Raw genomic sequence first — 26973 nt, forward strand, 5'->3', positions numbered from 1 at the left:
GATCTCAACCTCCTTTATTCGCTATTTTTTCTTTTATTTTCACGTACTTGCCGTATTCGTCCGCGATGGACTGCAACGCGACAAGCATGCCTTCCAGCAGCAGTTGCACTTGGCCGTTCCGTTCTTCGTCTTCTCCCGCCGGAGCGGTCGCCGACAAAAAACCGGAAACAACCTCCGCGTCGGGAACAAGCCCCGTCAGCTTCTCAATCGCATTGACCGCTCCGATCGTCACGGCCGATACGCCGGCGCAAACGATATCTCGTCCGGGGTCCGCGTATTTGGCGTGGCCGGTTACGGCAAAGCGTTCGATCCGACCGTCAGCCTTGCGAAAGATATTCACCGTAATCATCGGGCTCTACCAGCTTAAGCCTTGATCGATTCGATGGTCACTTTCGTGTACGGTTGACGATGACCTTGCTTTTTGCGGATGTTTTTCTTCGGTTTATACTTGAAGACGATGATCTTCTCGCCTTTGACGTGCTTCTCGACTTTAGCCGTTACGGATGCTCCGGAAACGAGCGGGGATCCGGTCACGAAGCCGTTGTCGCCGGATACGGCGAGAACGCGGTCGAACGTCACGCTGTCGCCTTCGTTAGCCGCCAGCTTCTCCACGAACAGAACGTCGCCGGCTTGCACTTTGTATTGCTTGCCGCCGGTTTCAATAATCGCGTACATTTGTGCACCTCCTCATGTCCAAGACTCGCCTCGATGGGTGCCGGACGCCGCGGCGAAGCGAGCTTCGCGGGCAATCCCGGTCTTCCGAACCCGTGGAGTGCGGTTACAGCATGCAATTCCACTAGAGCACTTTGCACGCACTATAGAATTCTACCACAGACCCTGCGCAATTACAACAAAAAGCTTAGCGAATGAAGATTTTCCCTTTGCCTTTGCAGGAAACGCACGTCTCGTAAAAAAACGATTCGACGTTGGCGCGCGCTTTTTTCCGGGTGAGCTCCAAAAGCCCGAGCCGGGTCCAGCCGAGCACCTGGCATTTCGTCCGGTCCCGTTTCATCGCGGCTTCGAGCTGCCGGACGACCTCGTCGCGGTGCCGCTCGGTTTCCATATCGATAAAATCGACGATGACGATGCCGCCGACGTCGCGCAGCCGAAGCAGGCGGGCGATTTCGACCGCCGCCTCCGCGTTCGTGCGGAATACCGTTTCTTCGAGGTCGACCGTGCCGGTGAATTTCCCCGTGTTGACATCGATGACCGTCAGCGCTTCGGTCTGGTCCCAGACGAGGTAGCCGCCGCTTTCCAGCCAAATCCGGTGCTGGAACGCCTTCTCGAGCTGCTCGTTGATGCCGAACTTGTCGTACAAGGCAACCGGATCGCGGTACAGCCGGAGCCGGTCTTCGAGCCCGGAGGCGGTCTTCAGCAAAAAGGAACGCGCATGGCGGAAAGCGTGCTCGTCATCGATGATGAGCTCTTCCGTATCCGGCGTAAACACGTCGCGGATCAAACGCTGCACGAGACCGAAATCCCGGTGCAGCTCGCTGGGCGGGGCGGCCGTTTCCGCCGCTTCGACGATCCCCTCCCAAATGCCGCGCAGCTCGTCCAAATCCTTCGCGAGCGAGTCCGCGCTTTCGCCTTCCGCGTTGGTGCGCAAAATGACGCCCTCTCCCGGCTTGCGCAGCTCCTCGGCCATATGCTTCAGCCGGACTCGTTCCTGCTCGTGCTCGATTTTTTTCGAAACGCCGACGTAATCCGCATACGGCATGTAGACAAGCGACCGGCCGGGCAGCGAGAAATGCGTCGTCACTCGCGCCCCTTGCCGCCGAGCGGCTCTTTCATCACCTGAACGATCCGCTCGTCCCCGACTTTAAGCAGATCCGCGATCGGCGGCTTTACTTTGGGCTGCTTGTCGAGGTGGGGATGCAGCACGTCGTCGACGTACAGGAACGCGTTTTTGGACAGGCCGATATCCACGAAAGCCGCCTGCATGCCGGGAAGCACGTTGACGACCCGGCCTTTGTAAAAATTGCCGACCAGCGAAGAGCTCTCGGAACGCTCGACGCTGAATTCGGTCAGTTTTCCGTCTTCGACAAGGGCGGACTGCGTGATGTTGCGCGAACAATGAACGAGCAGCTGTTTCATGCCTGCCCCCCTCTCCCAAACCCGTTTCTCCTATTTTACCTGAAAAAGCGCAAGTCCGCATGCCCGTTTGTCAGCGTGCCGATAAAGCCGTCGATCATCGTCCCTTCCGGTACGACCCGGGCGATTTTTCCCCGGCTCATTACATAAACGAGGTGATAGCGCTCCTTCATCAGGAGATGGACGACCGAAGAGAGCGGCCGGTGCTCGGCGACCACGATCGGCTGCGCGAGCGTGCCTCCGTCGATCCGACTTTCGAACCGTTTGGCGCGGTGAACGAGAAACCGAAGGAACACGTACGGAACGTTTTTTAAATACATCCAGTTCGAAGCGCATAAAAACAGGCCGATCAGCAGCAGGTTGAGCTGCAGCAGACCGCCTCGGAGCAGCGGATACACGGACAGCAGGACGACGAACGCGCTTAAACCCACGCTGCCTCTCGCCGTCCATAGCAGCGTCTTGTGGTACGGCAGCCGCAGGCTCATCCACGCCTGGACCATTCTTCCGCCGTCCAGCGGCAGGATCGGCGCCAGGTTGAACAGGGCGATCGTCGCGTTCGCCTTCAGGAAGTCGTCCACCCATAACGCGTCGACCAGCCCCGCTTGTCCCGCGACCCACGCCCCGCCGGCCAATATCGCGTTCTGCAGCGGCCCCGCAACCGCGACCCACACTTCCTCCTTCACCGGAGTCGTCCCCGCGCCTTCCGTCTCCATGACGCCGCCGAACGGAAGGAGCTTCACTTCTCGGACCGCCCAGCCGAAGCGAAGCGCCATGATCAAATGGCCGAGCTCGTGTACGAGCACGATGCCGAACAGCGTCGCCGCCTCCAAAAACCGTCCCGTCAGGACGGAGCCGATCATCAGGAGGACGAACAGAGGGTGCAGCTTGAACGAAATGCCCCGCCATTTAATCAAACGGCACCACTTCCGCCGGGTCGAGCGTTTTTCCGTTTTGCTTGATCGCAAAAAACAGCGTGCCTTCGCCCGCAAGGCTGCCGTCGCCCGTCCGTCCCGTCCCGAGCTCGCCGAGTTTTTGCCCCGCCTCCACCCAATCGCCCGGCCTCACCTCCGGGTCGATGACGTTCCCGTACACGGTGACGACGCGGTTGGCATGCTGCACCGATATCGTTGCCGCCCCCTCCTCGTCGGCCGTCACTTGCGTCACCCTTCCGGTATGCACCGCCGCTACCGGGCTGCCTTCCTCGGCCGCGATCCGCACGCCGTCTCCGCCTTCGCCGAACGTTTCGACCAAACGGCCGGCAAGCGGCGGCACGACCGCATCCCGGCTCCACTCCGCGCTTACGGGCCGCGATTGTTCCTGATGCCGGAAACTCGGCAAAAACGAAGGCGAACCTCCGAACGTGTTTCCATACCAGGCCTCGACCGCCCGGAAATCCATGTCGCGCGTCACCGCGTCCAGCGCCCACTCTTTCGCCTCGGCGCTTCCGGGAAGCTCCAGCCGCAAGCCCGCCCAAGCCGCCGCCAACAGGACCCCTGCGATCGCCGTTCGAATGAGCAGCCCTTTCATAAACCTTCCTAACGGATGATTAGGCCCTTTTCCGTAGGAAGAGTCGTTTTTATCCGTTTTCGCGCGTGCGCTCTCGCCGGGTTGGCTTCGCAAACCGGTAAGCCCGCTCGGCTCCCAATCGCCGCCGTTCAACCGGCGCTGCCTTTCCTTCCACCATCTTTCCGGATCGGCTTCGTCATGATTTTGACGTCTTCGTTCCCCGACGTTCTTCCGAGATTGCATCGAAATCGCCCCTTGTCCGCAAAAATGGTTTGTACCACGATATGGCGGACAAGCGAGCTTTAGACCAACGCAAAAAAAATACGCCCCCTCCCCGCCGGCGGCGGTTCGGGAAGGCGCAGACGGTCTGCGGTCAGTTGTCGTCCATCGAATATTTTTCCTGATGGGCCTTAATGCTGAAGACGAGGCCGATACAGATCATGTTCAGGATAAGCGACGTGCCCCCGTAGCTGATGAACGGAAGCGTAATCCCGGTAATCGGCATAATGCCGATCATCATTCCGATGTTCTGGAAAATTTGGAACACCATCATCGAAGCGATGCCGATAATAATGAACGACCCTCGCAAATCGTAGCACTGGTAAGCGATCAGGATCATTCGGTAGATAAAGATAAAATAAAGCAAAAGCAAAATGGCCGCGCCCTGGAACCCGAACTCCTCGCCGATGACGACGAAGATGGAATCCGAGTAGGTGTAGGGGATGAATTTCCGGTTTTTCGATTCGCCCTGCATGTACCCGTCGCCGGTCAAGCCGCCGGATCCGATCGCGATTTTGGCGTATTCGGACTGTCTTCGCTCGTCCGCCGAAGCCTGTTCCGGATGGATGTACGTATTGATGCGCTCGTACCAGTGGGATTTCTCGTGAGTGGAGAGAAATTCCTTGATTTCCGTATTGAACACGTTGAACAGCGTCACGAACAGCACGAGACCGGCCGCGACGGCGCCGAGTCCGATCAGCACGTACGTGTAGCGGACGTTTCCGATCCACAGCATGCCGAGCACGATAAAAATATAAATGATTGCGTTCCCGAGGTCCGGCTGAATCATAACGAGCGCGAACGGCACGATCGAGACTCCCGCAATGGAGAGAACGTCGGTGCGGAACCGAAGCGGATCCCCCTGACGCCTGCCCATGACGGCGGCTACGGCGATGATCAGGAACAGCTTCATCAGTTCCGCCGGCTGAAACGTCAGCCCTCCCCCGAGATCGAACCAGCCGCGGGCCCCGTTGCGGGAAATCCCGAAGAAATAGACGAGAATCAGCGTCAAAATGCCGATCGCATACCAGACGTACCAGGTCTTTAAAAGAAGCTTGTAGTCGAACAGCGTGATCAAAAGAAGAACGACAAACCCGACGCCGTAAAAAATCATCGTCTTCACGTCGGAGTTGGCGAAGTTGGCGGCGTCGTTGATCGTCGCGCTGCGGACGACAAGCGTGCTGATCGCCATGAAGGCGAACAGGATGAGCAGCATCGGCCAATCTATATTTTTCAGTCGGTTCAGCAAGCGGAATCAACCCATTCCGAAAAACTTCTTGACCCGCCCGAACATGCCGCTTTTCTCTTCCAAATGCATGAGGGGAACCGTCTCCCCGAGAATGCGCCTGGCGATGTTGCGGTAAGCGATGGCCGCGCGGGAAGCGGGATTCATTACCGTGGGCTCGCCATGATTGGCGCCTTTGATGACGTTCTCGTCATCCGGCACGATTCCGATCAGGTCGATGGCGAGCACCTGGCAAATATCGTCGACCTCCAGCATGTCGCCGCTTTTGAGCATATTCGGGCGAATCCGATTAATGACGAGCTTGGGCGAGGCAATGCCTTTTTTCTCCAGTAGGCCGATAATCCGGTCCGCGTCGCGAACCGCGGCGTTTTCCGGGGTCGTGACGACGATCGCCTCGTCCGCGCCCGCGACCGCGTTCTGAAAGCCCTGTTCGATGCCGGCCGGACAGTCGATGATCACATAGTCGAAATCCGGCTTCAGTTCCTCGATCAGCTTGCGGACCTGTTCCGGGGATACGTCGTTTTTGTCTTTCGTTTGCGCGGCCGGAAGCATGTACAGCTCATCGAACCGCTTGTCCTTCACAAGCGCCTGGTTCAACCGGCAGCGCCCTTCCACGACATCGATAAGATCGTAGATGATCCGGTTTTCGAGTCCCATGACGACATCCAAGTTGCGAAGGCCGATGTCCGTATCGACCATGCATACTTTTTTGCCCATTAGCGCCAGTGCCGTTCCCAGATTCGCCGACGTCGTCGTTTTGCCGACGCCGCCTTTGCCTGAAGTTACGACGATCGCTGCTCCCATCGTTCTACACTCCTTTGAAATGCAAGACTTGTTTGCGGTGGTGGTGCAAATGCGTCAGCTTGTCCATTTCCATCACACCGTCGCGCAAATAAGCATATTCCATCCAAGGTTCGGACGAAGTCCATTCTTCGGGCGGCCGGCTGATGACGTCCGCTATGCGAAGCTGCGTCGGCGTCATGCGCGACGCCGCGATGATCGCGCCGGTACCGTCCGGATAACCGGCGTGGGCGATTCCTCTAAGCGCTCCCATAATATAAATATCGCCGGTGCAGCGCACGGTGCCGCCCGGATTGACGTCGCCTATCAGCAGCAGATCGCCGACCAGCTCGATCGTCTGACCCGAACGAACGATGGCGGCGATCGTGTGCATTTCGTTTCCGGGGGCTGCCGCTTCTTCCGTTTCCGCGTCGCTTTCGATGCTCTGGACCAGGAAATTGCCCTGTCTTCTAATCGCGGAACGTATCCGCTCCTTGTCTTCTTCGCCTAACTTGCGGGAACCGAGTTTGACGGTAACATGCACGATCGGCCCCGCCAGCTGCTGCTCGTGCTTGTCCAGCTTGGCTTGAAGCTCGTCCAACAGGGACACGAAGTCGCACTGGTCGTCAAGCAGGAAGACGAGCCCTTCTTTGACGCCTTTGATCGTAATCGCCGATTTGCCGTTCAATTTTACTCGCTCCTCCCTACGTTACCAATTCTGCCAGACCGGCCCGAATTCCTGCACGCTCCCCCGTCAGGCTCCGTTTTCGTCGGCGGAAGAGGCGATGTTTTTGACGAGCCATCTGCGAACCGGAATATATAGCAGAAGCGCGAGCAGCACCGAAATCAAAAGAGTAGGCACCATGTGCCAGTAGACCGCGAACGCGAACGTTATGTTAACCAATTGAAACAGCTCGTAAATGCCGAAAATCGCCAAATCGAGAATCGCGCTCCCGAGGGCGACGCAGCCGAGCGTAAGTCCGAGCGTGCGGGAACGACGTTCCGGAATAAGGCCGAACAGATAGCCGAGCAAAGCCATCGTAAAGCCGTAAGCTCCGATCAACTGGCCGTAGAACAGAATGTCCTCCAGAAGGCCAAAGCCGAGCCCGAAGAAAAAGGCCCGGTGCCGATTCCCGAATAAAGCGACGAAGATCGTCATAAGGAAAGGCAGATGAGGAAGCAGACGGTCGCTCCACCCCGGCGGTACGAGCCAGGGAAGAACGGAGGTCTGAAGCAGCAATAGCAGCAGCGTCGCCAATATCGTCCAATTCAGCCGCAGCTTCACGGAGCGTCCACATCCGGAGTCACCACGACGAACACATCGTTCAAGTGGTCAAACTTGGCGGCCGGCTCCACCTGAGCCGTTTGCGTAAGTCCGAAATCCCCGACCTGGCTGCTGACGACCGTGCCGATAATCAGCCCTTTGGGCAGCACGTTGCCGCTGCCGGACGTAATGATGATGTCGCCTTCCTTCACGACGTCGTTTTCGTCGATTTTGCTCATTTGCAGCACGTTTTTTCCTTGTCGAAGTCCACGATGCCGAACGCCTCGTCCTCGCGGCCGAATACCGTCGCGGCAATCGAGATGGAATCCGTCGACGTCGCGCTCATTTCCGTAATCGGCGTCACCGTGGACGTGAACTCGGAAACGCGGCTGACGAGTCCGACGAGGCCGTCCACCGTCGTTACCGCCATTTTTTCCTTGATTCCGTCATGAGAGCCGAGATTGATCTTGATTGTCGGATCGTATGGATTAGAGCTGTTGGCTACCACCTGGGCTATCAAATACCGGTAATTGTTGTACAGTTCCTTCTGTCTTTCGGTAAAATTAAGCGCCTCTTGCAGGTACTCGTTCTGTTTCTCGATCAGATTGTAACGGATCTTGTCTTCCGTGTAGCGGGCAACGGTTTGCCGGAGCTCCTCGTTTTCCTTATACACGTCGGAAAGCCGGCTGAGGTCGCGAAAAAAATCCGCCACCGCCCCAACCGGCCGATAAAGCGCGCCTTGAAGGGTTCCGAATGCGTCGTTGATGAATTTCTCGGGCCAGGTCATCTTCTGCCTTCCGAACGTGTAGCCGAGAAGAGAGACGACCAGAATGACCCCGATCATCAAAATGAACAGACGCTTGTTGCGCATAATCTTAAAAATAGCCGTTCACCCGCTTTCCTTTCACCGGGCACTGCCTGACAACGATCAACGGCCGGATCGCCCGTTTCTCGTTTTGAATAGATGAATGTTCTCCAAGGCCCGCCCCGTCCCGATTGCGACGCAATCGAGCGGATTCTCGGCCACGATGACCGGCATTCCCGTTTCCCGGGCGAGCATTTTGTCCAGATTGCGCAGCAAACCGCCGCCTCCGGTCAGGACGATTCCGCGGTCCATAATATCGGCGGAAAGCTCGGGAGGACATTTCTCCAGCGTCACTTTAACCGCTTCGACGATGGCGTTAACCGTGTCGCCCAGCGCTTCCGTAATTTCGTCCGACGTAATGGCGAGCGTCTTCGGCAAGCCGCTGACGAGGTCGCGGCCGCGAATCTCGATCGATTCGACCCGTTCGAGCGGCAGCGCGGAGCCGATTTCCATTTTCAGCTGTTCGCTTGTCCGCTCCCCGATCATCAAGTTGTACAGGCGCTTGATGTATTGGATGATCGCCTCGTCCATCTCGTCTCCGGCCACCCGAATGGAACGGCTCGTCACGATGCCGCCCAGGGAGATGACCGCGACTTCGGTCGTGCCGCCGCCGATATCGACGACCATGCTGCCGGTCGGTTCCCAAACGGGCAGATCGGCGCCGATCGCGGCCGCGAACGGCTCTTCGATCGTGTAGGCTTCGCGGGCTCCGGCTTGCTTCGTCGCGTCTTCCACGGCCCGCTTCTCGACGGCGGTGATGCCGGACGGCACGCAGACCATGACGTTCGGATGCCGCGGAAACAAGGAGCGTTCCTTCTGCGCGCGGCGAATGAAATACTTGATCATCGTGGCCGTCGTTTCAAAATCGGCAATAACGCCATCCTTCATCGGACGAATGGCGCGGATGTTGCCGGGGGTGCGGCCGATCATTTTTTTGGCGGCTTCGCCCACGGCTTCGATTTTTTTCGTATCGGTACGAAGGGCGACCACGGAAGGCTCCCTCACGACAATTCCTTTTCCTTTGACATAAACGAGCGTGTTAGCGGTACCGAGGTCGATCCCCAGATCGCGAGTGAAACCACCGAACATATAGTTTAAACCTCCTGTTGGGACAATCCTATATATTATATTACATGCAGCCCGTCTCCTTCAAACTGATATAGCGATTGTCACCTATTACCAGGTGATCCAACAATTCGATGCCGATTAGCTCGCCCGCTTCCGTCAATCGGCGCGTCAGCAAAATGTCCTCCTGGCTCGGCGTCTGGTCGCCGCTCGGATGGTTGTGCGCGCACAAAATCGAGGCGCTGCTCCGCTGGATCGCGGCCCGGAACACTTCACGCGGATGCACGACCGAGGCGTTCAGGCTGCCGACCGACAGCGTTTTGCGGCCGATGACGTGATTTTTGGTGTTGAGGAACAAGCAAACGAAATGCTCCTCCCGCAGATGCCTCATTTCCTCCATCAGCAGATCGGCCGCGTCTTGCGGCCTCGTGATCCGAACCGTGTCCGGCATCTTCGATCGCGCGATCCGCCGTCCGAGCTCGATCGACGCTTGGAGCTGCAGGGCTTTCGCCGGGCCGATTCCCCGGATATGCGTGAAATCCTCCCAATTGCGTTCGGCAAGGTTCTTAAGGCCTCCGCAATCGTGCAGCATTCGCTGGGCCAGGTGGATGGCCGATTCGTCGCGGGTTCCGGTGCGAAGCAAGATCGCCAGCAGCTCGGCCGTGCTTAGCGCGGCGGGACCGTGCGCTTGCATGCGTTCGCGAGGTCGTTCGCCGGGGGGAAGTTCGCGCAGCAAATAGACGGATGGGTTCATTCGGATCCTCTTCTCGCTAGTCCGCGTCGGCCGCGGGTTTCGGCTAAACGTCGTCGGGCAATCGTTACGGAAATCGCAGGCCGAACGGCTCCAGCATGTCCGCGACAAGCGAAACCGGAAGCCCGACGACATTGAAGTAGCACCCCTCGATTCCTTCGACCAGCAAGGAACCGATTCCTTGAATGCCGTAGGCTCCGGCCTTGTCCATCGGCTCGCCGGTTTCCGCGTAACGGCGGATCTGATCGGAGGAAAGCTCCTTCATCCGCACGCGCGTAACCCGATGAGAGGTCGCGGACCGCCCGCAGTCAGGTTCGAGGCACGTCACGCCGGTAAACACTTCGTGCGTTCGGCCGGAAAGGCGCCGCAGCATCGCAACGGCGTCGGACAGGTCTTTCGGTTTTCCCATGATTTCGCCGTTCAGGGCGACGACGGTATCGCTGCCGACGACGATGCGCCTGCCTTCGCCGGCCGCGGGCGGAAGCGTCTCCGCGACGGCCTCCGCCTTGCGCAGCGACAGCCGCTCGACTACTTGGGGCGGCGTCCATTCCGGCGGCGTGCTTTCGTCCGTATCGCTCGGCCGGATGACGACCGGCAGTCCGAGCAGCCGGATCAGCTCTTGCCTTCGCGGAGAAGCGGATGCCAGAATAAGAGTCACTTCGCTTGCCGATTGAAGCTCGTTCATAAGCTTTTCCCGCTTTCGTTACATTCTTCTGTACAGCCAAATAGCCAGCACCGCGCCGATGATGCTGAGCAGGCTTACGTTCAATCCGAATTGAAGGTTGAAATCAAGCACCAGCAAATCGACGGACGGCGACAGGTTTACTTGCTCGGTGCGCGTCAAAAAGGACAAGCCCGGCACGCGTTCCAGCCAGCGGGCGATCAATGCGCCTCCAATCAGGCCCAAAAACACGAATAACAGCAAAATCCAGCCGTTTTTCTTCACGATTCAACGTCTCCCACCAATTTTTGACACCTGATTCATTCATTATACGGCCCTGCGTCCCGTCGCACAATGCTCCAATAGGAACGTCTTTGAACGTTGCGACTAACGGCCTAATGCCGCGGGAATCCGTTCGCCTGACCCTTATTGCAGTCATTATAGCACATATGTTCGCATTTTGCCAAAAATAAGGGAGACCCGTTTTCATGCACCGTCCGCGATCGGAGGAAATCCAAAAGCAGCGAACGATTTCTTCATTCGCTGCCCGGTCGACATATGCGATTTTTGGGTAAAACGGCAGCTTCGCCGGATCGGACGCATTTCCGACGAAGCGCATCCGAAGTTCAGCTTCCGCTCTCGAGCGAAACGGTCATCCGAAGCTGCCTGTCGGCCAGCACCGCGGACATGACCGACGATTGCACGCTCCACAGCGTCGACCGGTCCGGCTTTTCATTATATGCGGCCAGGCTTTTCAGCGCCTCGTTCAGCTCGTTCGCCGCCGTTTTGGCCGGCTGCCTCAATTGTGCGTCCCACTCGTCGACGGAGCCGGCCGCCCCCGTCCATGCGTTTCGCAGCGTTTCCACGGTCTGCATATCGCCGGATGAAAACGGCTGCGGATTCGCCGCCGTCAGCGCGTCCGACGTCATCCCGATCAGCTTCAAGTACAGCGCCGAGCTTGTATCCAGAAACTCCGGCAAATTCGGCTCCGACTGCGCCCCGGAAAAGCTGAGCTTGACGCTCTCGATCGGCTTGATGTAGACGTCCGTCCCGTTGAGCTGCGTCGCCAGCAGTTCCGCCTCTTCCTTCGTTGCCGCCGCCCCGGCGAATACCCGGTAGCCGTCCGTCGTGTCCCCGGCGGCCGCCACCCCTTTCGCATCCAGGGCAGCCAAAGCCTCCTGCATGCTTGCTTCGGTGCGAAAAACGCCGTATTGCAGCATATGGAAAGTAAACCCGGGTACCTCGGCCGCTTGAGCAGCGGCGTCGGTCGGATCGTTCGCCTCGGGATTCGCTGCCGGCGCTCCCGACGCGTCGATCCCCGTCCCTGCCGGGGAAGCCGGGGCCGGGCCGTCCGACGCGAGCGGGGCCATGACGCTTTCCGAGCGGCCATACTCGTCTTCGGCGGGAAACAACGGCTCTCCCGCAAACAAATTCAGCAGCAAATAGCCGAACAAACCGCCCGTGAGCAAGGCTCCGGCGACCGAAGCGATCACTCGCCACCAGGACGGTGTCCTTTCCGGAGAGCGGGTGCCGTTCCACGTATCCGCGAAGGGGCCGTCCTCCTCCCCTTCTTCCCACGGATCGCGCCCTTCGCCGCTTTCGACGGCGTCGTAGCCGCGAACCGTCGGCGGTTCCCCGGAAGGGAAGCTCCAGGTTATGTTTTGGCCGCGGACGGGAATCGATTCGTCCGTTTTCGGCTGCATATAAGCGGAAAACGAGTAAAGCTTCCCGGTTTCCGCAACGGGCTCCTCCGGGTGCGGATGCTCGCCGCGCTTCGCTTTTTCCTTCCCGGCTTCGACCGTCCTCGCTTCGGGCTGCGGCGGTTTTCGATCGAAATCCCGCCTTGGATTCCGGATGATTTCCTCCAGTGCGCGTATATCGTCCTGATAGGGACTATGCCAGGCTTGCCACTCGTGGGCCGCCGGCGTGCTTTCTTCGTAATCGGCGTTTTTCCCGTCAGTCGGTTTTGCGCCGGCCTCGGGTTTTGCCGCAGACCTTTTTCCCGTTTCGCTGTGCTCGGCACCCGCGGGCTCCCGATTCGTTTCCCGGGGACTCGTCCCGTCGAATCGGAACGTCATTCTCGCCTTTTGCTGCATATCGACCGTCTCCCCTTGTCCCTCGTTCTCACCCTAATCTATGAGAGACAAGCGGAAAATATGATGGACAACCTCGAATTCAAGCAGCAAAAACCTCGCAAAGCTCCGCCCAAGCCCGTCGCACCCGCAAAGTTCCCTCCAGTACCGCCGACCTGCAAAGTTCCTCCCAACCACGTCGTACTTGCAAAACTCCCACGATCCCGCCGTACCTGCAAAGCTCCGACTGAACTCAACGCCCATTGCGGAGCTTCATTGGATTTCTTCCAATCAAAAGCGGCTCTTTTTGCGGGAGCGCCGAATACGTTGGATTTCATCCAATCAAATGACGCCTTTTTGAGAAAAGAGCTCGATTCCCCCGTTCCTCGTTGGATAAAATCCAGCATAACCAGTCATTCTCTCGATTCGGACCAAGCCGGTTGGAAGAAATCCAACATAGGGAAACCTCCTAAACGCTGACCGGATCCCATTCGTCAGTTATCCCATTCGTCGCCTATACGAATTACGCCTGTGAACGTTCTTGGAGTTAAGAGAACTCCCGGGGATCATAAATGGCGGAGATTTACGGCGTAACGCAAGGAGTGACGCTCTCATTTTGAGAGATTGATGCTTTGCAAACGGGCTTTGCCTATAAAATGGAATAGAAGGTGTCTCCCCAAAGGCATTGGCACCGCCATCGACCGCCATAAATATGCGTTTTGCGGGCCGAGATGAGTCATCACGACTCAAATGGATCGTCGGCGTACGTGCGGGAGGGGCGAGATGGGCAATATTTACTCAAGTGCGTGCGGCTGCATGCGTTTTGCGGGCCGAGATGAGTCATCACGACTCAAATGGATCGTTGGCGTACGTGCGGAGGGAGCGAGATGGGCAATATTTACTCAAGTGCGTGCGGCTGCATGCGTTTGGCGAGGCGAGATGAGTCATCACGACTCAAATGGATGGTTGGCGCGCGTGCGGAGGAAGCGAGATGGCTAAATGCTCTCTTCGTTGAACGAAACAAGGCACGGCCGTCTGCACCCCTGTGCAATCCGGCCGTGCCTTCCCTTGCAGAGAAAGCTTACGCTCCGTACGCTCAAACGCCCTGGCGGTCCCGAAGCAGCCGGACAAGCCCGTCCGCCGCTTTCCAGATGTCGCCCGCGCCCATCGTCAGCACCAGATCGCCCGGCGCGACGCGCGAAGCGAGCAAGTCCCGCGCCTCTTCCTTCGTCGGAACGTAGGAGACGTTGGCATTGCTGTTGCTCTCGATAAGCTCGACCAGCTTTTTCGAATGGATGCCTTCGATCCGCTTCTCGCCAGCCGGGGAGTAGATATCGGTAATGAGCACCTCATCCGCGTCCTTGAACGCTCTGCTGAACGCGTCCAGCAGGAAAAACGTCCGCGAATAGCGCTGAGGCTGAAAAACGGCGATAATCCGTTTGCCCGTCGCTTTGGCTGCCAGAATCGTCGCTTCGATTTCCGTCGGATGGTGCGCGTAATCGTCGATCACGAGCACGCCGTCCACGTCTCCGAGCACCTGGAACCTGCGTTTGGCGCCGCGGAACTGCACGATGGCTTCCGCAATCCGCTCGAACGGCACGCCGGCCTCCAGGCAGACGGCCACCGTCGCCAGCGAGTTGTATACGTTGTGCCGTCCCGGAACCGACAATCGGATCGTGCCGAGATTTTGGCCGTCTTTAAGCACGCTGTAGCTCGCGCAGCGATCGCCGAGCTCGATATCGGCCGCCGAGTAATCGGCTTCCCGGTCGATTCCGTACGTAATCGTCCTCGACGAAGCCGGAACTTTCGGGAGAATCGACCGAACTTCGTCGTCGTCCGCGCAGACGACCGCGCAGCCGCCCGGCCGGACGTGGCCGAGAAATTCGGTGTAAGCTTCCTTAAGCTTGCCGAAGTCGCCGTCGTAATTTTCCAAATGATCGGCCTCGATGTTGGTCACGACCGCGATCGCCGGACGATACTGCAAAAACGAGCCGTCGCTTTCATCGGCTTCCGCGACGACGTAATCGCCCTTGCCGGCTTTGGCGTTCGTGCCGACGTTGACGATTTCGCCGCCGATAATGTACGTCGGGTCCAGGCCGCACGTCTCCATGACGAGGGCGATCATCGAAGAGGTCGTCGTTTTCCCGTGCGCTCCCGCCACCGCCACGCCCTTGCGGTCGTTCAGCAGCCGGGCGAGCATTTGCGCGCGGTGCAGCGTCGGAATGTTGAGCGTTTCCGCCTCGACCCGCTCCACGTTGTCTTTGGGCAGCGCCGTCGAGTAGACGACCAGATTGGCGCCCCTGACGTATTCGGGCTGGTGCCCGATAAAAATTTGCGCCCCTTTGGCGGCAAGCTTCTCCGTCAACTCTTGCCTGGCGACGTCCGAACCCGTCACCTCATACCCCATTTCCAGCATGACCCTGGCTATGGCGCTCATCCCATAACCGCCGATCCCTATAAAATGAACGCGTTCTGCCGTTCGCAACGACGCTTCACCAGCCTTTTTCAGAATTCGTTTGATGGAGCAGCCACGAACGGACATCGGCGATCAAATACAGCGTACCGGTTACGACCGACAGCGTGCGATCGGGGCTGTCGTCGGCAAGCCTACGCAGCTTTTCCAAAGCGAGTTTCCAATCGGGTTCGACGATGACGGTTTCGGGTCCCGAGTCGCCGCTTTTCTTCAATCGCCGGGCTATTTCGGCCAAGTCCGCAGCCTTCATTTTTTTGTGGAAATCCGGCTCCGTAACGATGAGGGAATTCACCAATGGTAGTATATGCCGCAACGTCTGCTCGTGATTCTTGTTAGGCATCATCCCGATCACGACGTTCAATTTCTCGTGCGGATAGACGTCCCGCAAAGCGGCCGCCAGCGCCTCCATCCCTTCCGGGTTATGAGCGCCGTCCAGCAAAATGCGCGGCTGCCGCGACACCATTTCCAGCCGGCCGGGCCAGGACGTATTTCGCAGACCCGCGAGCAACTGGTCGTCGTCGACGATAACCGCGTAATATTGCCGCAGCACTTCCAGCGTCATCAACGCCACCGCCGCGTTCGTCTGCTGATGCGAGCCGTTCAGCGACACCGCCAGCTCGGAAAGGGAGCGGAACGGGCCATGGAACGCAAATCGCTGTTCGTTTTCCGAAACGGAGATCGTTTCGTAAGAGAACCGTTCGCCGAGCAAATAAAGCGTCGCTTGCTTGGCCGCAGCCGTCCGCCGGATCGTCTCGACGGCCTCGGGCTGGCTCGCCGCGGAAATGACCGGCACCCCCGCCTTGATAATGCCCGCTTTCTCGGCGGCGATTTCGGCAAGGCTGTCGCCGAGCAAATCCATATGATCGTGCCCGATGTTCGTAATGACGCTCGCGATCGGCGTCACCACGTTCGTCACGTCGAGGCGTCCGCCGAGGCCCGTTTCCCAGACGACGAAATCGGGAAACGAGACGGTTGCGTAGTACAGAATCGCCAGCGCGGTCGTTACTTCGAACATCGTCAGCGGGCCCCACTCGGTCTCGGCCATCCGGTCGGCGAGCGGCTTCAGCCGGTTGGCGAGCCGAAGCAGCACGTCGTCCGGAATGTCCTCGCCGTTATATTGAAATCGGTTGGAATACGACGTGATATACGGCGACGTGAACGTCCCGACGTCGTACCCCGCGCTCCGAAGCACGCTTGTCAAATAGGCGCAAACCGAGCCTTTCCCGTTCGTGCCTGCGACGTGGATGAATTTCAGGCGGCGGTGCGGATGTTCGAGCCACTCCAGCAGCCGGTTCATCCGGTCCAGGCCCGGCCTGATGCCGACCGTCGGCATCAGGCCCGTAATCCAGGCCACCGCCTCTCCGGCGGATTGAAACGCGCCTGTCGTCTCTAGGTTGTCTTCGTTTTCGCTGTTCATGAAACGTTCCTCCGTTAGCTCCGAAGCTCGGCGATCCGGGCGACCACCTTATCGCGCTTGTCTCGGTAATCCTCGCCTTTCGCCCGTTCCTGCTCGACGACGTGGGCCGGCGCCTTGGCGAGATAGCCTTCGTTGGCCAGCTTTTTCTCCACGCGTTCGACTTCCTTGTTCAGGTGGTCCAGTTCCTTCTCCAGGCGGGCGATTTCCTGGGCAATATCGATCAGGCCCGCCAGCGGGAAGTAGAGCTCGACCCCCGTCACGATCGCGGTCATCGCCTTGTCCGGAGGAGTAAGCCCGCCGTCGAGCGTCAGATTCGACGTATTGCAGAACCGGTGCAAATACGGCTCGTTCCGCCGCAATATTTCGCTTTCCGACTCGCCGGTCGGCTTGACGAGAAGCTCGATTTTTTTCCCGAGGGATACGTTCACTTCCGCCCTGACGTTGCGCACCGCGCGGATAACGTCCATGAGCAGGTTCATTTCGCGGACAGCCTCCGGCGCCTCGAAGCCCGCGTCGTAGACCGGCCATGTAGCCAGCGTGATCGTTTCGCCCGGCTCATGCGGCAAGTGCTGCCAGATTTCCTCCGAAATGTACGGCATGAAGGGATGCAGCAGTCGCAGCGTGCGGTCGAGCACATAGGCGAGCACCGATTGCGTGTTCCGCTTCGCGGCGGCATCCTGGCCGTACAGCGTCAGCTTCGCGAATTCGATATACCAGTCGCACAGATCGTCCCACAGGAAGTTGTACAGCAGCCTTCCCGTCTCGCCGAATTCGTACGTTTCCATCAAGCGCGTAATGTCGCGCGCGGTTTCGTTGAACCGGTGGAGGATCCAGCGGTCGGCCGTCGACAGCTCGCCGGACAGGTCGATGTCTTCCGCGCGGAAGCCTTCCAGGTTCATGAGCGCGAAGCGCGAAGCGTTCCAAATCTTGTTGGCGAAGTTTCGCGCCTGCTCGACCTTCTCGAGCCGGAAGCGCAAATCCTGTCCCGGCGTGCTTCCGGTCGAAATCATAAAGCGCATCGCATCGGCGCCGTACTGCTCGATGACCTCGATCGGGTCGACGCCGTTGCCGAGCGATTTGGACATTTTCCGGCCTTCCGCGTCGCGCACGAGACCGTGAATGAGCACGTCCTTGAACGGAATGGCATCGGTAAACTCCAGGGCGGTAAAAATCATCCGCGCGACCCAGAAGTAGATGATATCGTAGCCGGTTACGAGCACGTCGGTCGGGTAGTAGCGTTTGAAATCGTCGCTTTCGGCCGGCCAGCCGAGCGTCGAAAACGGCCACAGCGCCGAGCTGAACCACGTGTCGAGCACGTCCTCGTCCTGCTTCCAGACGCTGTCCGGCTTGTCCGCGCCTTCCGGCGCCTCCATGCCGACATGCATGTCGCCGGTTTCGGCGTTGTACCAGGCCGGAATGCGGTGCCCCCACCACAGCTGGCGGGAAATGCACCAGTCACGCACGTTCTCGATCCAGTGCAAGTAAATTTTCTCAAAGCGGTCCGGCACGAAGTTGACGCCTTGGCCCGACTTTTGGGATTCGATCGCCTTCTCCGCCAGCGGCTTCATCGCGACGAACCACTGCGTCGACAAGTACGGCTCGACGACGGCGCCCGAACGCTCGCTGTGGCCGACCTGGTGAACGTGGTCCTCGATTTGGACGCAGACGCCCTGCTCCTGCAAATCCTTGACGATTTGCTTGCGGCAATCGGCCCGGTCCATCCCCTGGTACGGACCGGCAAACTCGTTCATTCGGCCGCTTTCGTCCATGACCGTTATTTGGGGCAAATCGTGACGCTGGCCGACCTCGAAGTCGTTCGGATCGTGCGCCGGCGTAATCTTCACCGCTCCGCTGCCGAACTCCTTGTCGACGTATTCGTCGCCGACGATCGGAATTTCGCGGTTCACGATCGGGAGCCGCAGCATTTTGCCGATCAGGTGCTTGTAACGCTCGTCTTCCGGGTGAACGGCGACGGCCGTGTCCCCCAGCATCGTCTCCGGCCGCGTCGTCGCCACCGTCAAATGGCCGCTTCCGTCCGCCAGCGGATAACGGAGGTGATAAAGGTGCCCGTTGACCTCTTTATATTCGACTTCGATGTCGGACAAGGCGGTGCGAGCCGCCGGGTCCCAGTTGATAATCCGTTTCCCGCGGTAAATAAGCCCCTTCTCATAGAGACGGACGAACACTTCGCGCACCGCTTTCGACAGGCCCTCGTCCAGCGTGAAGCGCTCGCGCGAATAATCGAGGCTCAGGCCCATTTTGGCCCATTGGCTGCGGATCGTGTCGGCATACAGCTCTTTCCATTCCCACACTTTTTCCAAAAAGGCTTCCCGCCCGAGATCGTACCGGCTTTTGCCTTCCTCGCGCAGCTTCTGCTCGACCTTCGTCTGCGTGGCGATGCCCGCGTGGTCGGTGCCCGGCAGCCACAACGCGTCAAAGCCCTGCATCCGCTTGAAACGGATCAGAATGTCCTGTAGCGTGAAGTCCAGCGCATGGCCGATATGCAGCATGCCCGTCACGTTCGGCGGCGGGATCACGATCGTGTATTTGGGAGCGTCGGGCCGCTTCCCCGCTTGGAAATACCCGCCGGCAAGCCAGGCTTCGTACCATTTTTGCTCGGCTAACTTCGGATCGTACGTCGTCGGCATTTCGACGGTCGTTTTTTCTTGGGACTCGCTCATCGTCGGACACAACCTCCATAAGGGACAAAAATACAAAAACCTCCCGTCGCAAAGGACGAAAGGTTCGCTTCCGTGGTACCACCTTCATTCCGCTCGGCCCACCGGCCGCTCGGCACTCAAGCGCATGTTAACGGCTGCCGCCGTCCCGTTCTACTGCGCGATCGTTCAAACGGGAGACTCCAGGGCGACTTCCGCAAGCTACCGTCCTGCGGCTCCCTTCCAGCGCTGCCGGATGCAGCGGGACCGCTCTCTGTAGGCGTAAACTGCGTACTCTTCCCTATCCTCGTCTTTATTTTCCTATCATACCCGTATGGACGTTTCCAGTCAATATGAGGGCAAACGCCCGAGCGTATCCATAGTTCCCGCTAATGCTCGCAGGGTTCGCCACTGTCCGCAAGTTTCTCTTTCACTCCGTTGGAATCATGAACTAAAGCATTCTGAAGAAAAAATGAAAACCGCCCCGCGGAACTCCCGATTCCGCGAAGCGGCCGAAATTACGGAATATGAATGACTTGGCCCTCGACGACATGAGGCTCGGCGAGCCGATTGTACAATTGCAGCTCTCTAGGCTGAACGTTGTACCTGACGGCGATCGCTTCGAGCGTATCTTCCCGCTGCACGATGCAAAGCTTCAATTTGCGGAACGATTGTTCCTCGCCGCCTTTGGACAGGAATAGCCGCGTCCACTCGATTTCGTCGCCCGCCTCCGGCGCTTTGGCCGAAAGGGACGGCTCATCCGCCGGCGCGGAAGCGGAAGCGGCCGGCTCCGGCTCGCGCTTGGACGCCTTTTCGCCCAACTGCGTCAACAGGCCGAGACCCGACGCATAGGAGGGCTCCGCGTTCGCCGAATCGGCCGACTTCGCCGTTAACGCGATTTTCGGCTCCCGCGGCTGCGGCGGATGATCCTCCGGCTGAAGGGCAATCGGTTCGGCCTGCGGTTCATTGGCTTGCGGTTCAGCTTGAGGTTCAGCCTGCAATTCGGCCTGCAGTTCGGCCTGCAGTTGCAGTTCGGCATGCGGCTTGTGCTGCGGCTCGGGTTCCGCCGCGGAAACCGAGATCGGTTCGGACGACGGCTCAGGCTTCGCCTTGGAACCCGAAACCGGTTCCGGCTCTCCTTCCGGTTCCGGCTGAAGCTCCGTCCGGAAGCCTTCCCGATACGAGCCGCCGTCCTTCACGCCGGCGAAATCGAATCGATCGGGCGCCCCATAGAGCGCCGCATCCTCATCCCGGGCATCCGCGGCGTACGGAGAGTTCGGGTTCTCCCGTCCCGCGGGCCGCTCCGCCGCGTATTCCTTGTCCGTCCCCGCATCGTAAGTCGTCGAAGGTTCAAAAGGCGGCGATTGCGAATAATAAAAATTTTGCGGTTGAGCGAAAGCTTCCGCTTGGCCGTAATCCCGATCCGCCGAATCATCGGCCTGCGGCTGCCCCCAGGATTCCCCGATCGGCCCGGAGTCTTGCTCCCGGTAGGCATCTTTCCCCCCGAACGGGGAAATTTCCTCGCTCGACTCGCCATACGTCCGATCCCGGTACGGGGTCACGTCTCCGAACGCTTCCGGCGAGGCCTGCCGCTCGCGCGCGGCGACCGGAGCCTGGTGAACGACGGTAAACCCGTCTTCCCGCCATACGGGCGCCTGCGGAGCGGAAACTTGCAGCCCGCGCAGCGACAGCACGCCGGTGACGTTCAGCGAACGGATCGACAGCACGTCGACGTCGAAATTGTCGATCTCGACGGCAAGTTCGTCCTTGCTCTGCACCCGGCTGAGCGGCAGCGAGATTTCCACGGGAATCCAGTGCTCCAGCTGGCTGAGCGCGGAAGGCTCTTCCTGCGATCGGTAAACGCCCGTCAGCAGCAAATGGCCTTTCAGCAGCACCTGATCCTCCTGGGGCAGCGCCTGCATGTGGGGAACGAGTTCGATCTCTTCCAGCTGATCGATGGACGCCGCGTCTTCAGACAGTTGAATCCGTTCGTAAATATCGAATCGCAAGCCGTTTAACGATTCCGTCACGACTTCAGTCCTCCTTTCGGGGTTAAAGCGCCCCGCAAAAGGACGGGGCCTGCACAGCTCATTAGTTATCTATATGCTGTCCGAAGTCGGGCATGCCTGCGGAAACGAAAAACAACACCCCGGCGCGCGGCAGCGAAGCCAAAACGCACGGGGTGTCGACGGATTTCAAAAAAAATTAAATTTTCGCCAGCGCCGCCGCGAACGCCTCGACGGTAAAATCGATATCCGCCTCGGTATGCGCGATGGAAAGGAACCAGCCTTCGAACTGCGAAGGGGGGATATTGACTCCCGCGTCAAGCAGCCGCGCGAATACGGCGCGAAACCGCTCCAGATCGGATCCTTTGGCCGCTTCGTAGTTGATGACGGTCTTGTCCGTAAAAAACGGGCAAACCATCGAGCCGACCCGATTGATCGTCAAGGCGACGCCGCGATCGGCCGCCGCTTGCTGCAAACCGTTTTGCAGACGGATCGCAAGCCGTTCCATGTACGCGTAGGACGCCTCGTTCAACAGCTTCAAGGTGGACAATCCCGCCGACATCGCGAGCGGATTGCCCGACAGCGTTCCGGCTTGGTAGATCGGCCCGACCGGGGCCATCTTTTCCATGATGTCGCGGCGGCCGCCGTACGCGCCGACCGGAAGCCCGCCGCCGATCACCTTGCCGAGACACGTCAAATCCGGCGTAATGCCGTACAGGCCCTGCGCGCAGTTCAGATGCACGCGGAAGCCGGTCATCACTTCGTCGAAAATAAGCAGCGCCCCGTATTTCGAAGTCACTTCGCGCAGGCCGGCAAGAAACCCCGGCAGCGGAGGGACGACGCCCATGTTGCCGGCGACCGGCTCCACGATGACCGCGGCGATCTCTTCGCCGAATTTCTCGAACGCGACCTTGACGGCATTCAGATCGTTATACGGCACCGTCACGGTATGGCTCGCCACGCTGTCCGGCACGCCGGGGCTGTCCGGCAGGCCGAGCGTCGCGACGCCCGAGCCGGCCTTGATCAGCAGGCTGTCGGCATGGCCGTGGTAGGAGCCTTCGAATTTCAAAATTTTGCTGCGTTGCGTGTAGCCTCTCGCCAGGCGCAGGGCGCTCATCGTCGCCTCGGTTCCGGAATTGACCATCCGAACGACCTCGACCGACGGCACCCGCTCGCACACGAGCTCCGCCATTTCCGTTTCCAGCTCGGTCGGAGCGCCGAAGCTCGTCCCCTTTTCCGCCGTCCGCTTGATCGCTTCGACGACTTCGGGATGCGCGTGGCCGGCGATCAGCGGCCCCCACGACAAGACGTAATCGACATACGCCTGTCCGTCGATATCGTAAATGCGGCTGCCTTCGCCGCGTTCGACGACGAGCGGCGTCAAACCGACCGATTTGAATGCCCGGACCGGGCTGTTGACGCCGCCCGGAATCGAGCGCTTGGCTCTTTCGAACGCTTGCTTCGAGCGCGAATCGGAGCGAATTCGACTATTTTCGGTCATTTTCGGCACATCCCCACTATCTGATTTGGAAAAGCCTGTGGTAAACTATTCAGGATATGATTGGATACTGACATTACGGAGGAACCCCGATGATCCAATGGATCAGAAACGTCGCCCTGTTCGACGGCCTTAGCGACAAGCAGCTCGAACATGTGTACAAAATCGCAAACAGCCGCAGTTACGCTCCGGGCACGGTGCTTTTTCACGAAAAAGAGCCCGGCTCCACGTTCTATATCGTGCTCAGCGGCTCGGTCAAATTGTTTACCCGCAGCTCTTCCGGCGAAGAAAAGGTGCTCACCGTCGCCGCGGCCGGCGACAGCTTCGGGGAGCTCGCCCTGCTGGACGGACGTCCCCGCTCGGCTTCCGCCCAGACGCTGGAGTCGACGCTGGTGCTCGAAATCTCTTATCACGATTTCATGGCGTTGCTGGAAGCTCATTTCGACATTACCCGAGGCATTTTGAGCGAGCTGTGCAACCGGCTGCGCGAGACGAACGAACACGTGAACGACTTGACGTTTCTCGACGGCCGGACCCGCGTCCTTAAAAATCTCATCCAGCTCGCCAACAAGCACGGAAAACGAGACGGCCTCCAAATTTCCATCCACGTGGCTCTCAATTTCGACGAGCTCGCCCAGAAGGCGGGCGTTACGAAAGCGCTGCTGTCCGACGTGCTGCGAGAGCTCGAAAGCAAAGGCGTGCTTTCGTTCGGCATCAACGAATACAAGCTGAACCTCTCCAAGCTCAAATCCTGATTCCCTGCCGGGCGGCCGGGAGAGCCGGGCCTTCCGGCTTACTCCCCCCGCAGCCAGCGGGCCGCGTCCTTCGCGTGGTACGTGATGATCATGTCCGCCCCCGCCCGCTTCATGCCGGTCAGCGTCTCCAGGACGATCGGCTTTTCGTCGATCCAGCCGTTTTGCGCGGCCGCCTTGACCATCGAATACTCCCCGCTGACATTGTAAACCGCGAGCGGCAAGTCGAACCGTTCCTTCAGAAGCTTCACAAGGTCCAGGTAAGCGAGGCCCGGCTTGACCATCAGCATGTCGGCGCCTTCGGCTGCGTCCGACTCGGCTTCCCGCAGCGCTTCCCGCGCGTTGGCCCAGTCCATCTGATACGATTTGCGGTCCCCGAACTGGGGCGCCGAGTCGGCGGCCTCGCGGAACGGACCGTAGTAGGCGGACGAATATTTGACGGCATACGACAAAATCGGAATATGGTCGAATCCCGCCGCATCGAGGCCTTGGCGAATCGCCGCGACGAACCCGTCCATCATATTGGACGGGGCGATGATGTCGGCCCCCGCCGCGGCCTGCGAAACCGCCGTGCGCACGAGCAGCTCCAAAGACGCGTCGTTGTCGACGAAGGCATGATTGCCGCCGTCATGGCGCAAAACGCCGCAGTGCCCGTGATCGGTGAACTCGCAAAGGCACGTATCGGCGATGACGACAAGCTCGGGGGCGATTGCCTTGATTTTGCGCGTCGCAAGCTGTACGATGCCGTTTTCCTCGAACGCTCCCGTGCCGACGTCGTCTTTATGCGAAGGAATGCCGAATAGAAGGACGGCCTGAATGCCGAGTTCCTGGATCGAACGGATTTCTTCTTCGAGCCGGTCGACCGACCAGTGATAAACGCCCGGCATTGACGGAATTTCGTTTTTGACGTTTTCCCCGTGAATGACGAAAATCGGAGCGATCAGGTCGTGAACGTGCAAATGCGTCTCCCTGACCAGATTGCGCAGCGCTTCGGTGCGCCGCAACCGGCGGTGACGATGAATCGGAAAAGCCATAATGGACACGCCTCCTGCTAGTTGATGGTTCGGGACTGCCGAAGCAGCTCCCGTCTGCGGTCGACGATCGCTTGAACGAGCCCGTCGATCGTCGCTTCCTTTGGCGCGATCGTCACCTTAAGCCCCAGTCCCTCCGCCGTCATGGCGGTGACCGGGCCGATGCAGGCCGCTTCGACGCCTTCCAGCAGCGCGAGCGGGTCGTCGATGCCGGCTTGGCGCAGGGCGGCAAAAAGGTTGGTCACCGTCGACGAGCTCGTAAACGTCACGATATGAATGGCGCCCTCCCTCAGCAGTTCGGGCAGCAGCTCGTCCTGCACGACCGGCAAAACCGTTTCGTAAAGATCCAGCTCGACCGTTTCGATGCCCAGCGCCTTCAGCTCCTTCGGAAGCTGCTTGCGGGCCAGATCGCCGCGAGGAAGGAGCGCCTTTTGCCCGGAAACGAGCCTGCTCTTCAAGCTTTCGAGCAAATGCTCCGCCTGAAACTTTTCGGGCAGCACGTCCGCCACGATGCCCCGGGCTTGCAGCGCTTCGGCCGTTTTCGGGCCGACCGCGGCGAACGACGCCCGGTGGAATCTCCGGATATCGACCCGATTGGCCTCCAGCCAGCGGAAAAAAAATTCGACGCCGTTGACGCTCGTCAAAATGATCCAGTCGTAAGTTTCCGCTTCCGCAAGCGCCGCCCCGATCCGTTCGACCCTTCCCGGATTCTGCTGCGGCCGGGTTTCGATCGTCGGAAACTCGTACGCTTCCCCGCCCAGCTCGTCGATTTTGCCGGCGAGTTCGCTCGCCTGCGATCTCGCTCGCGTCACGAGAATCCGGCAGCCGAACAGCGGCTTGTCTTCGATCCAGCGCAGCGTCTCCCGCTGGCGAACGACTTCGCCCACGACGATAACGGCCGGCGGCTCGAAGTTCGCCTCGATCACCTTCCGCTCGATATCCTCGAGCGTGCCGACTAGCGTCTCCTGTTCGGCCCGCGTTCCCCAGCGCACGAGCGCGACGGGCGTATCGGGCGAGCGTCCGTGCTTGATCAACTGCTCGCTGATGTAGCCGATCTTGGCCACGCCCATCAGAAAAAGCAGCGTGCCGGTCGCGTTCGTCACTTTATCCCAATAAATCGACCGGTCCAGCTTGTCCGGGCTTTCATGGCCGGTCACGATCGAAAACGAGGAAGCCAGGTCGCGGTGCGTGACCGGTATGCCGGCATAGGCGGGCACCGCGATCGCGGACGTGATGCCGGGAACGATCTCGTAGGCGATCCCGTTCTGCTTCAGCAGCTCCGCCTCTTCGCCGACCCGGCCGAACACGGTCGGATCGCCGCCCTTCAGCCGGCAAACGGTTTTGCCCTCCAGCGCCAGCCTCACGAGCAGCCGGTTGATCTCTTCCTGCTTCATCGTGTGGCGGTCCGGCCGTTTGCCCACGTAAATTCGCTCGGCGTCGGCCCGCGCCTGCCCGAGCAATTGCGGTCCCGCGAGCCGATCGTAGACGATCGCGTCGGAGCGCCGCAGCGCTTCCAGCCCGCGCACCGTAATCAGCTTCGGATCGCCGGGGCCCGCTCCGACCAAGTAAACTTTCCCCACGCCCATCGTCCTATTCCCTCGCTTCCGCCAGCAGCTTGTCCGCTCCCCGTCCGATCAGCTGCCGTGCGACGTCGTCGCCGACCGCAAACGGGTCGGCGCCGTCGGCTTCGGCGCGCAGCAGCGTCGCGCCGTCGGGCGAAGCCACCATGCCCGTCATGCGGATGCGGGCATCCGGCAGGTCGGACTCGGCTTCCGCATAGGCGCCGATCGGCACCTGGCAGCCGCCGTTCAGCCTGCCGAGAAAACGCCTCTCGGCCCGCACGGCGCGCTCCGTTCGCGGATCGTTCAGCCGCGACAGCAAGTTCAGCAGCGCCTCGTCGTCCCCGCGGCATTCGATCGCAAGCGCTCCCTGTCCGACGGCGGGCAGGCATTCGTCCGGCTCGACGTACGCCGTGATCCGCTCGCCCCAGCCCATCCGGCGCAGTCCCGCCGCGGCCAGCACGATCGCGTCGAGGCCTTCGGTTTCCAGCTTGCGCAGCCGGGTATCGATATTGCCGCGGAGCGACTCGATGCGCAGATCGGGCCGAAGCGCCGCCAGCTGCGCGGCGCGGCGCAAGCTGCTCGTGCCGACGCGCGCGCCCTGCGGCAGCGTGGCTACCGTATACCCGTGCAGATTGACGAGACAATCGCGCGGGTCTTCTCTCGGCGGCACGGCCCCGATGACGAGCCCCTCCGGCAGATCGAACGGCATATCCTTCATGCTGTGGATGGCGCAGTCGATTTCGCCGTCCAGCAGCGCCTGTTCGATCTCTTTGACGAACAGGCCCTTGCCCCCGACTTTGGAGAGCGTGACGTCCAGAATGCGGTCGCCCTTCGTGACGATCGGTTTGACTTCGAATTCGAAGTCAAGTCCGGAGGCGGCGGATGCCGCTTTCAGAAGTTCGATGGTTTGTCCGGTTTGGGTCATGGCGAGCGCGCTTTGACGGCTGCCGACGATAATGGTGCGCATGGCGTCCTCCCGTTGCTTAGGCGATAAGTA

General features: G+C 59.7%; 24 protein-coding genes, 1 pseudogene and 1 other annotated feature. Of the genes and pseudogenes, 1 reads left to right on the forward strand and 24 read right to left on the reverse strand.

What is annotated here, in order from left to right; genetic code table 11:
- Nucleotides 1–4: 4 nt before the first annotated feature.
- The 21 genes and pseudogenes from JW799_RS27335 to hemL form a co-directional block, all read right to left on the reverse strand.
- On the reverse strand, nucleotides 5–349 hold the full coding sequence (locus JW799_RS27335; protein ID WP_080837148.1) for a ribosomal-processing cysteine protease Prp: 345 nt from the start codon (nucleotides 347–349) through the stop codon (nucleotides 5–7).
- Nucleotides 350–363: 14 nt separating this feature from the next.
- Nucleotides 364–675, reverse strand: coding sequence for a 50S ribosomal protein L21 (gene rplU, locus JW799_RS27340; RefSeq protein WP_080837147.1), 312 nt, complete (start codon nucleotides 673–675; stop codon nucleotides 364–366).
- Nucleotides 676–859: 184 nt separating this feature from the next.
- A pseudogene (locus JW799_RS27345) lies at nucleotides 860–2094 on the reverse strand (Rne/Rng family ribonuclease).
- A 35-nt stretch (nucleotides 2095–2129) separates the two neighbouring features.
- Nucleotides 2130–3005, reverse strand: coding sequence for a M50 family metallopeptidase (locus JW799_RS27350; protein ID WP_080837143.1), 876 nt, complete (start codon nucleotides 3003–3005; stop codon nucleotides 2130–2132).
- Complete coding sequence (locus JW799_RS27355; RefSeq protein ID WP_205432669.1) at nucleotides 2998–3840, reverse strand: M23 family metallopeptidase; 843 nt, start codon at nucleotides 3838–3840, stop codon at nucleotides 2998–3000. The genes JW799_RS27350 and JW799_RS27355 overlap by 8 nt, the downstream gene beginning before the upstream one ends.
- Before the next feature lie 130 nt (nucleotides 3841–3970).
- Complete coding sequence (locus JW799_RS27360; protein ID WP_080837139.1) at nucleotides 3971–5125, reverse strand: FtsW/RodA/SpoVE family cell cycle protein; 1155 nt, start codon at nucleotides 5123–5125, stop codon at nucleotides 3971–3973.
- Between the two features lie 6 nt (nucleotides 5126–5131).
- Nucleotides 5132–5926, reverse strand: coding sequence for a septum site-determining protein MinD (gene minD / locus JW799_RS27365; protein ID WP_080837138.1), 795 nt, complete (start codon nucleotides 5924–5926; stop codon nucleotides 5132–5134).
- A 4-nt stretch (nucleotides 5927–5930) separates the two neighbouring features.
- A complete protein-coding gene (locus JW799_RS27370) occupies nucleotides 5931–6590 on the reverse strand; it encodes a septum site-determining protein MinC (RefSeq protein WP_205432670.1) in 660 nt (219 codons plus the stop codon).
- Nucleotides 6591–6656: 66 nt separating this feature from the next.
- Nucleotides 6657–7187, reverse strand: coding sequence for a rod shape-determining protein MreD (gene mreD / locus JW799_RS27375; RefSeq protein ID WP_205432671.1), 531 nt, complete (start codon nucleotides 7185–7187; stop codon nucleotides 6657–6659).
- Nucleotides 7184–7405 (reverse strand): rod shape-determining protein MreC, encoded by a 222-nt coding sequence (locus JW799_RS29090; protein ID WP_240353429.1) that lies wholly within the window; start codon nucleotides 7403–7405, stop codon nucleotides 7184–7186. Before JW799_RS29090 ends, mreD begins: the two co-directional genes overlap by 4 nt.
- Nucleotides 7402–8037 carry a rod shape-determining protein MreC gene (mreC, locus tag JW799_RS27380; RefSeq protein WP_240353430.1) on the reverse strand — a complete coding sequence of 212 codons (636 nt, stop codon included), beginning with the start codon at nucleotides 8035–8037 and terminating at the stop codon, nucleotides 7402–7404. Before mreC ends, JW799_RS29090 begins: the two co-directional genes overlap by 4 nt.
- 57 nt (nucleotides 8038–8094) lie before the next feature.
- Entirely contained in the window at nucleotides 8095–9120 is a 1026-nt protein-coding gene (locus JW799_RS27385) for a rod shape-determining protein (protein WP_080837129.1), read from the reverse strand.
- Nucleotides 9121–9160: 40 nt separating this feature from the next.
- Nucleotides 9161–9850 (reverse strand): RadC family protein, encoded by a 690-nt coding sequence (radC, locus tag JW799_RS27390; RefSeq protein ID WP_205432672.1) that lies wholly within the window; start codon nucleotides 9848–9850, stop codon nucleotides 9161–9163.
- Nucleotides 9851–9914: 64 nt separating this feature from the next.
- On the reverse strand, nucleotides 9915–10532 hold the full coding sequence (locus JW799_RS27395) for a Maf family protein (RefSeq protein ID WP_205432673.1): 618 nt from the start codon (nucleotides 10530–10532) through the stop codon (nucleotides 9915–9917).
- Nucleotides 10533–10550: 18 nt separating this feature from the next.
- Nucleotides 10551–10793 carry a DUF4321 domain-containing protein gene (locus JW799_RS27400; RefSeq protein ID WP_080837006.1) on the reverse strand — a complete coding sequence of 81 codons (243 nt, stop codon included), beginning with the start codon at nucleotides 10791–10793 and terminating at the stop codon, nucleotides 10551–10553.
- Between the two features lie 341 nt (nucleotides 10794–11134).
- A complete protein-coding gene (locus JW799_RS27405; RefSeq protein WP_205432674.1) occupies nucleotides 11135–12604 on the reverse strand; it encodes an SPOR domain-containing protein in 1470 nt (489 codons plus the stop codon).
- 1072 nt (nucleotides 12605–13676) lie between these two features.
- The gene (gene murC, locus JW799_RS27410) at nucleotides 13677–15122 is read right to left on the reverse strand and encodes a UDP-N-acetylmuramate--L-alanine ligase (RefSeq protein ID WP_205432675.1); all 1446 of its coding nucleotides are present in this window, start codon (nucleotides 15120–15122) and stop codon (nucleotides 13677–13679) included.
- Nucleotides 15073–16470, reverse strand: coding sequence for a bifunctional folylpolyglutamate synthase/dihydrofolate synthase (locus JW799_RS27415; RefSeq protein WP_205432676.1), 1398 nt, complete (start codon nucleotides 16468–16470; stop codon nucleotides 15073–15075). The genes murC and JW799_RS27415 overlap by 50 nt, the downstream gene beginning before the upstream one ends.
- 14 nt (nucleotides 16471–16484) lie before the next feature.
- Nucleotides 16485–19151, reverse strand: coding sequence for a valine--tRNA ligase (locus JW799_RS27420; protein ID WP_205432679.1), 2667 nt, complete (start codon nucleotides 19149–19151; stop codon nucleotides 16485–16487).
- Nucleotides 19152–19199: 48 nt separating this feature from the next.
- Nucleotides 19200–19444: a binding site (T-box leader), on the reverse strand.
- A gap of 201 nt (nucleotides 19445–19645) precedes the next feature.
- Nucleotides 19646–21157 (reverse strand): LysM peptidoglycan-binding domain-containing protein, encoded by a 1512-nt coding sequence (locus JW799_RS27425; protein ID WP_205432680.1) that lies wholly within the window; start codon nucleotides 21155–21157, stop codon nucleotides 19646–19648.
- A gap of 175 nt (nucleotides 21158–21332) precedes the next feature.
- On the reverse strand, nucleotides 21333–22634 hold the full coding sequence (hemL, locus tag JW799_RS27430; RefSeq protein WP_205432682.1) for a glutamate-1-semialdehyde 2,1-aminomutase: 1302 nt from the start codon (nucleotides 22632–22634) through the stop codon (nucleotides 21333–21335).
- 89 nt (nucleotides 22635–22723) lie between these two features.
- Here hemL and JW799_RS27435 point away from each other — a divergent pair, with 89 nt between their 5' ends.
- Complete coding sequence (locus tag JW799_RS27435; protein WP_080836994.1) at nucleotides 22724–23386, forward strand: Crp/Fnr family transcriptional regulator; 663 nt, start codon at nucleotides 22724–22726, stop codon at nucleotides 23384–23386.
- A gap of 38 nt (nucleotides 23387–23424) precedes the next feature.
- Here the strand turns inward: JW799_RS27435 and hemB are convergent, their stop codons facing one another.
- From hemB to hemC, 3 genes are read right to left on the reverse strand one after another with little or no spacing between them, the layout of a single operon-like run.
- On the reverse strand, nucleotides 23425–24417 hold the full coding sequence (gene hemB / locus JW799_RS27440; RefSeq protein ID WP_205432683.1) for a porphobilinogen synthase: 993 nt from the start codon (nucleotides 24415–24417) through the stop codon (nucleotides 23425–23427).
- A gap of 17 nt (nucleotides 24418–24434) precedes the next feature.
- Nucleotides 24435–26000 carry a uroporphyrinogen-III C-methyltransferase gene (gene cobA, locus JW799_RS27445; protein WP_205432684.1) on the reverse strand — a complete coding sequence of 522 codons (1566 nt, stop codon included), beginning with the start codon at nucleotides 25998–26000 and terminating at the stop codon, nucleotides 24435–24437.
- 4 nt (nucleotides 26001–26004) lie between these two features.
- A complete protein-coding gene (gene hemC, locus JW799_RS27450; RefSeq protein ID WP_205432685.1) occupies nucleotides 26005–26943 on the reverse strand; it encodes a hydroxymethylbilane synthase in 939 nt (312 codons plus the stop codon).
- Nucleotides 26944–26973 lie beyond the last annotated feature (30 nt).

This window comes from Cohnella algarum (assembly GCF_016937515.1).
Classification (GTDB): domain Bacteria; phylum Bacillota; class Bacilli; order Paenibacillales; family Paenibacillaceae; genus Cohnella; species Cohnella algarum.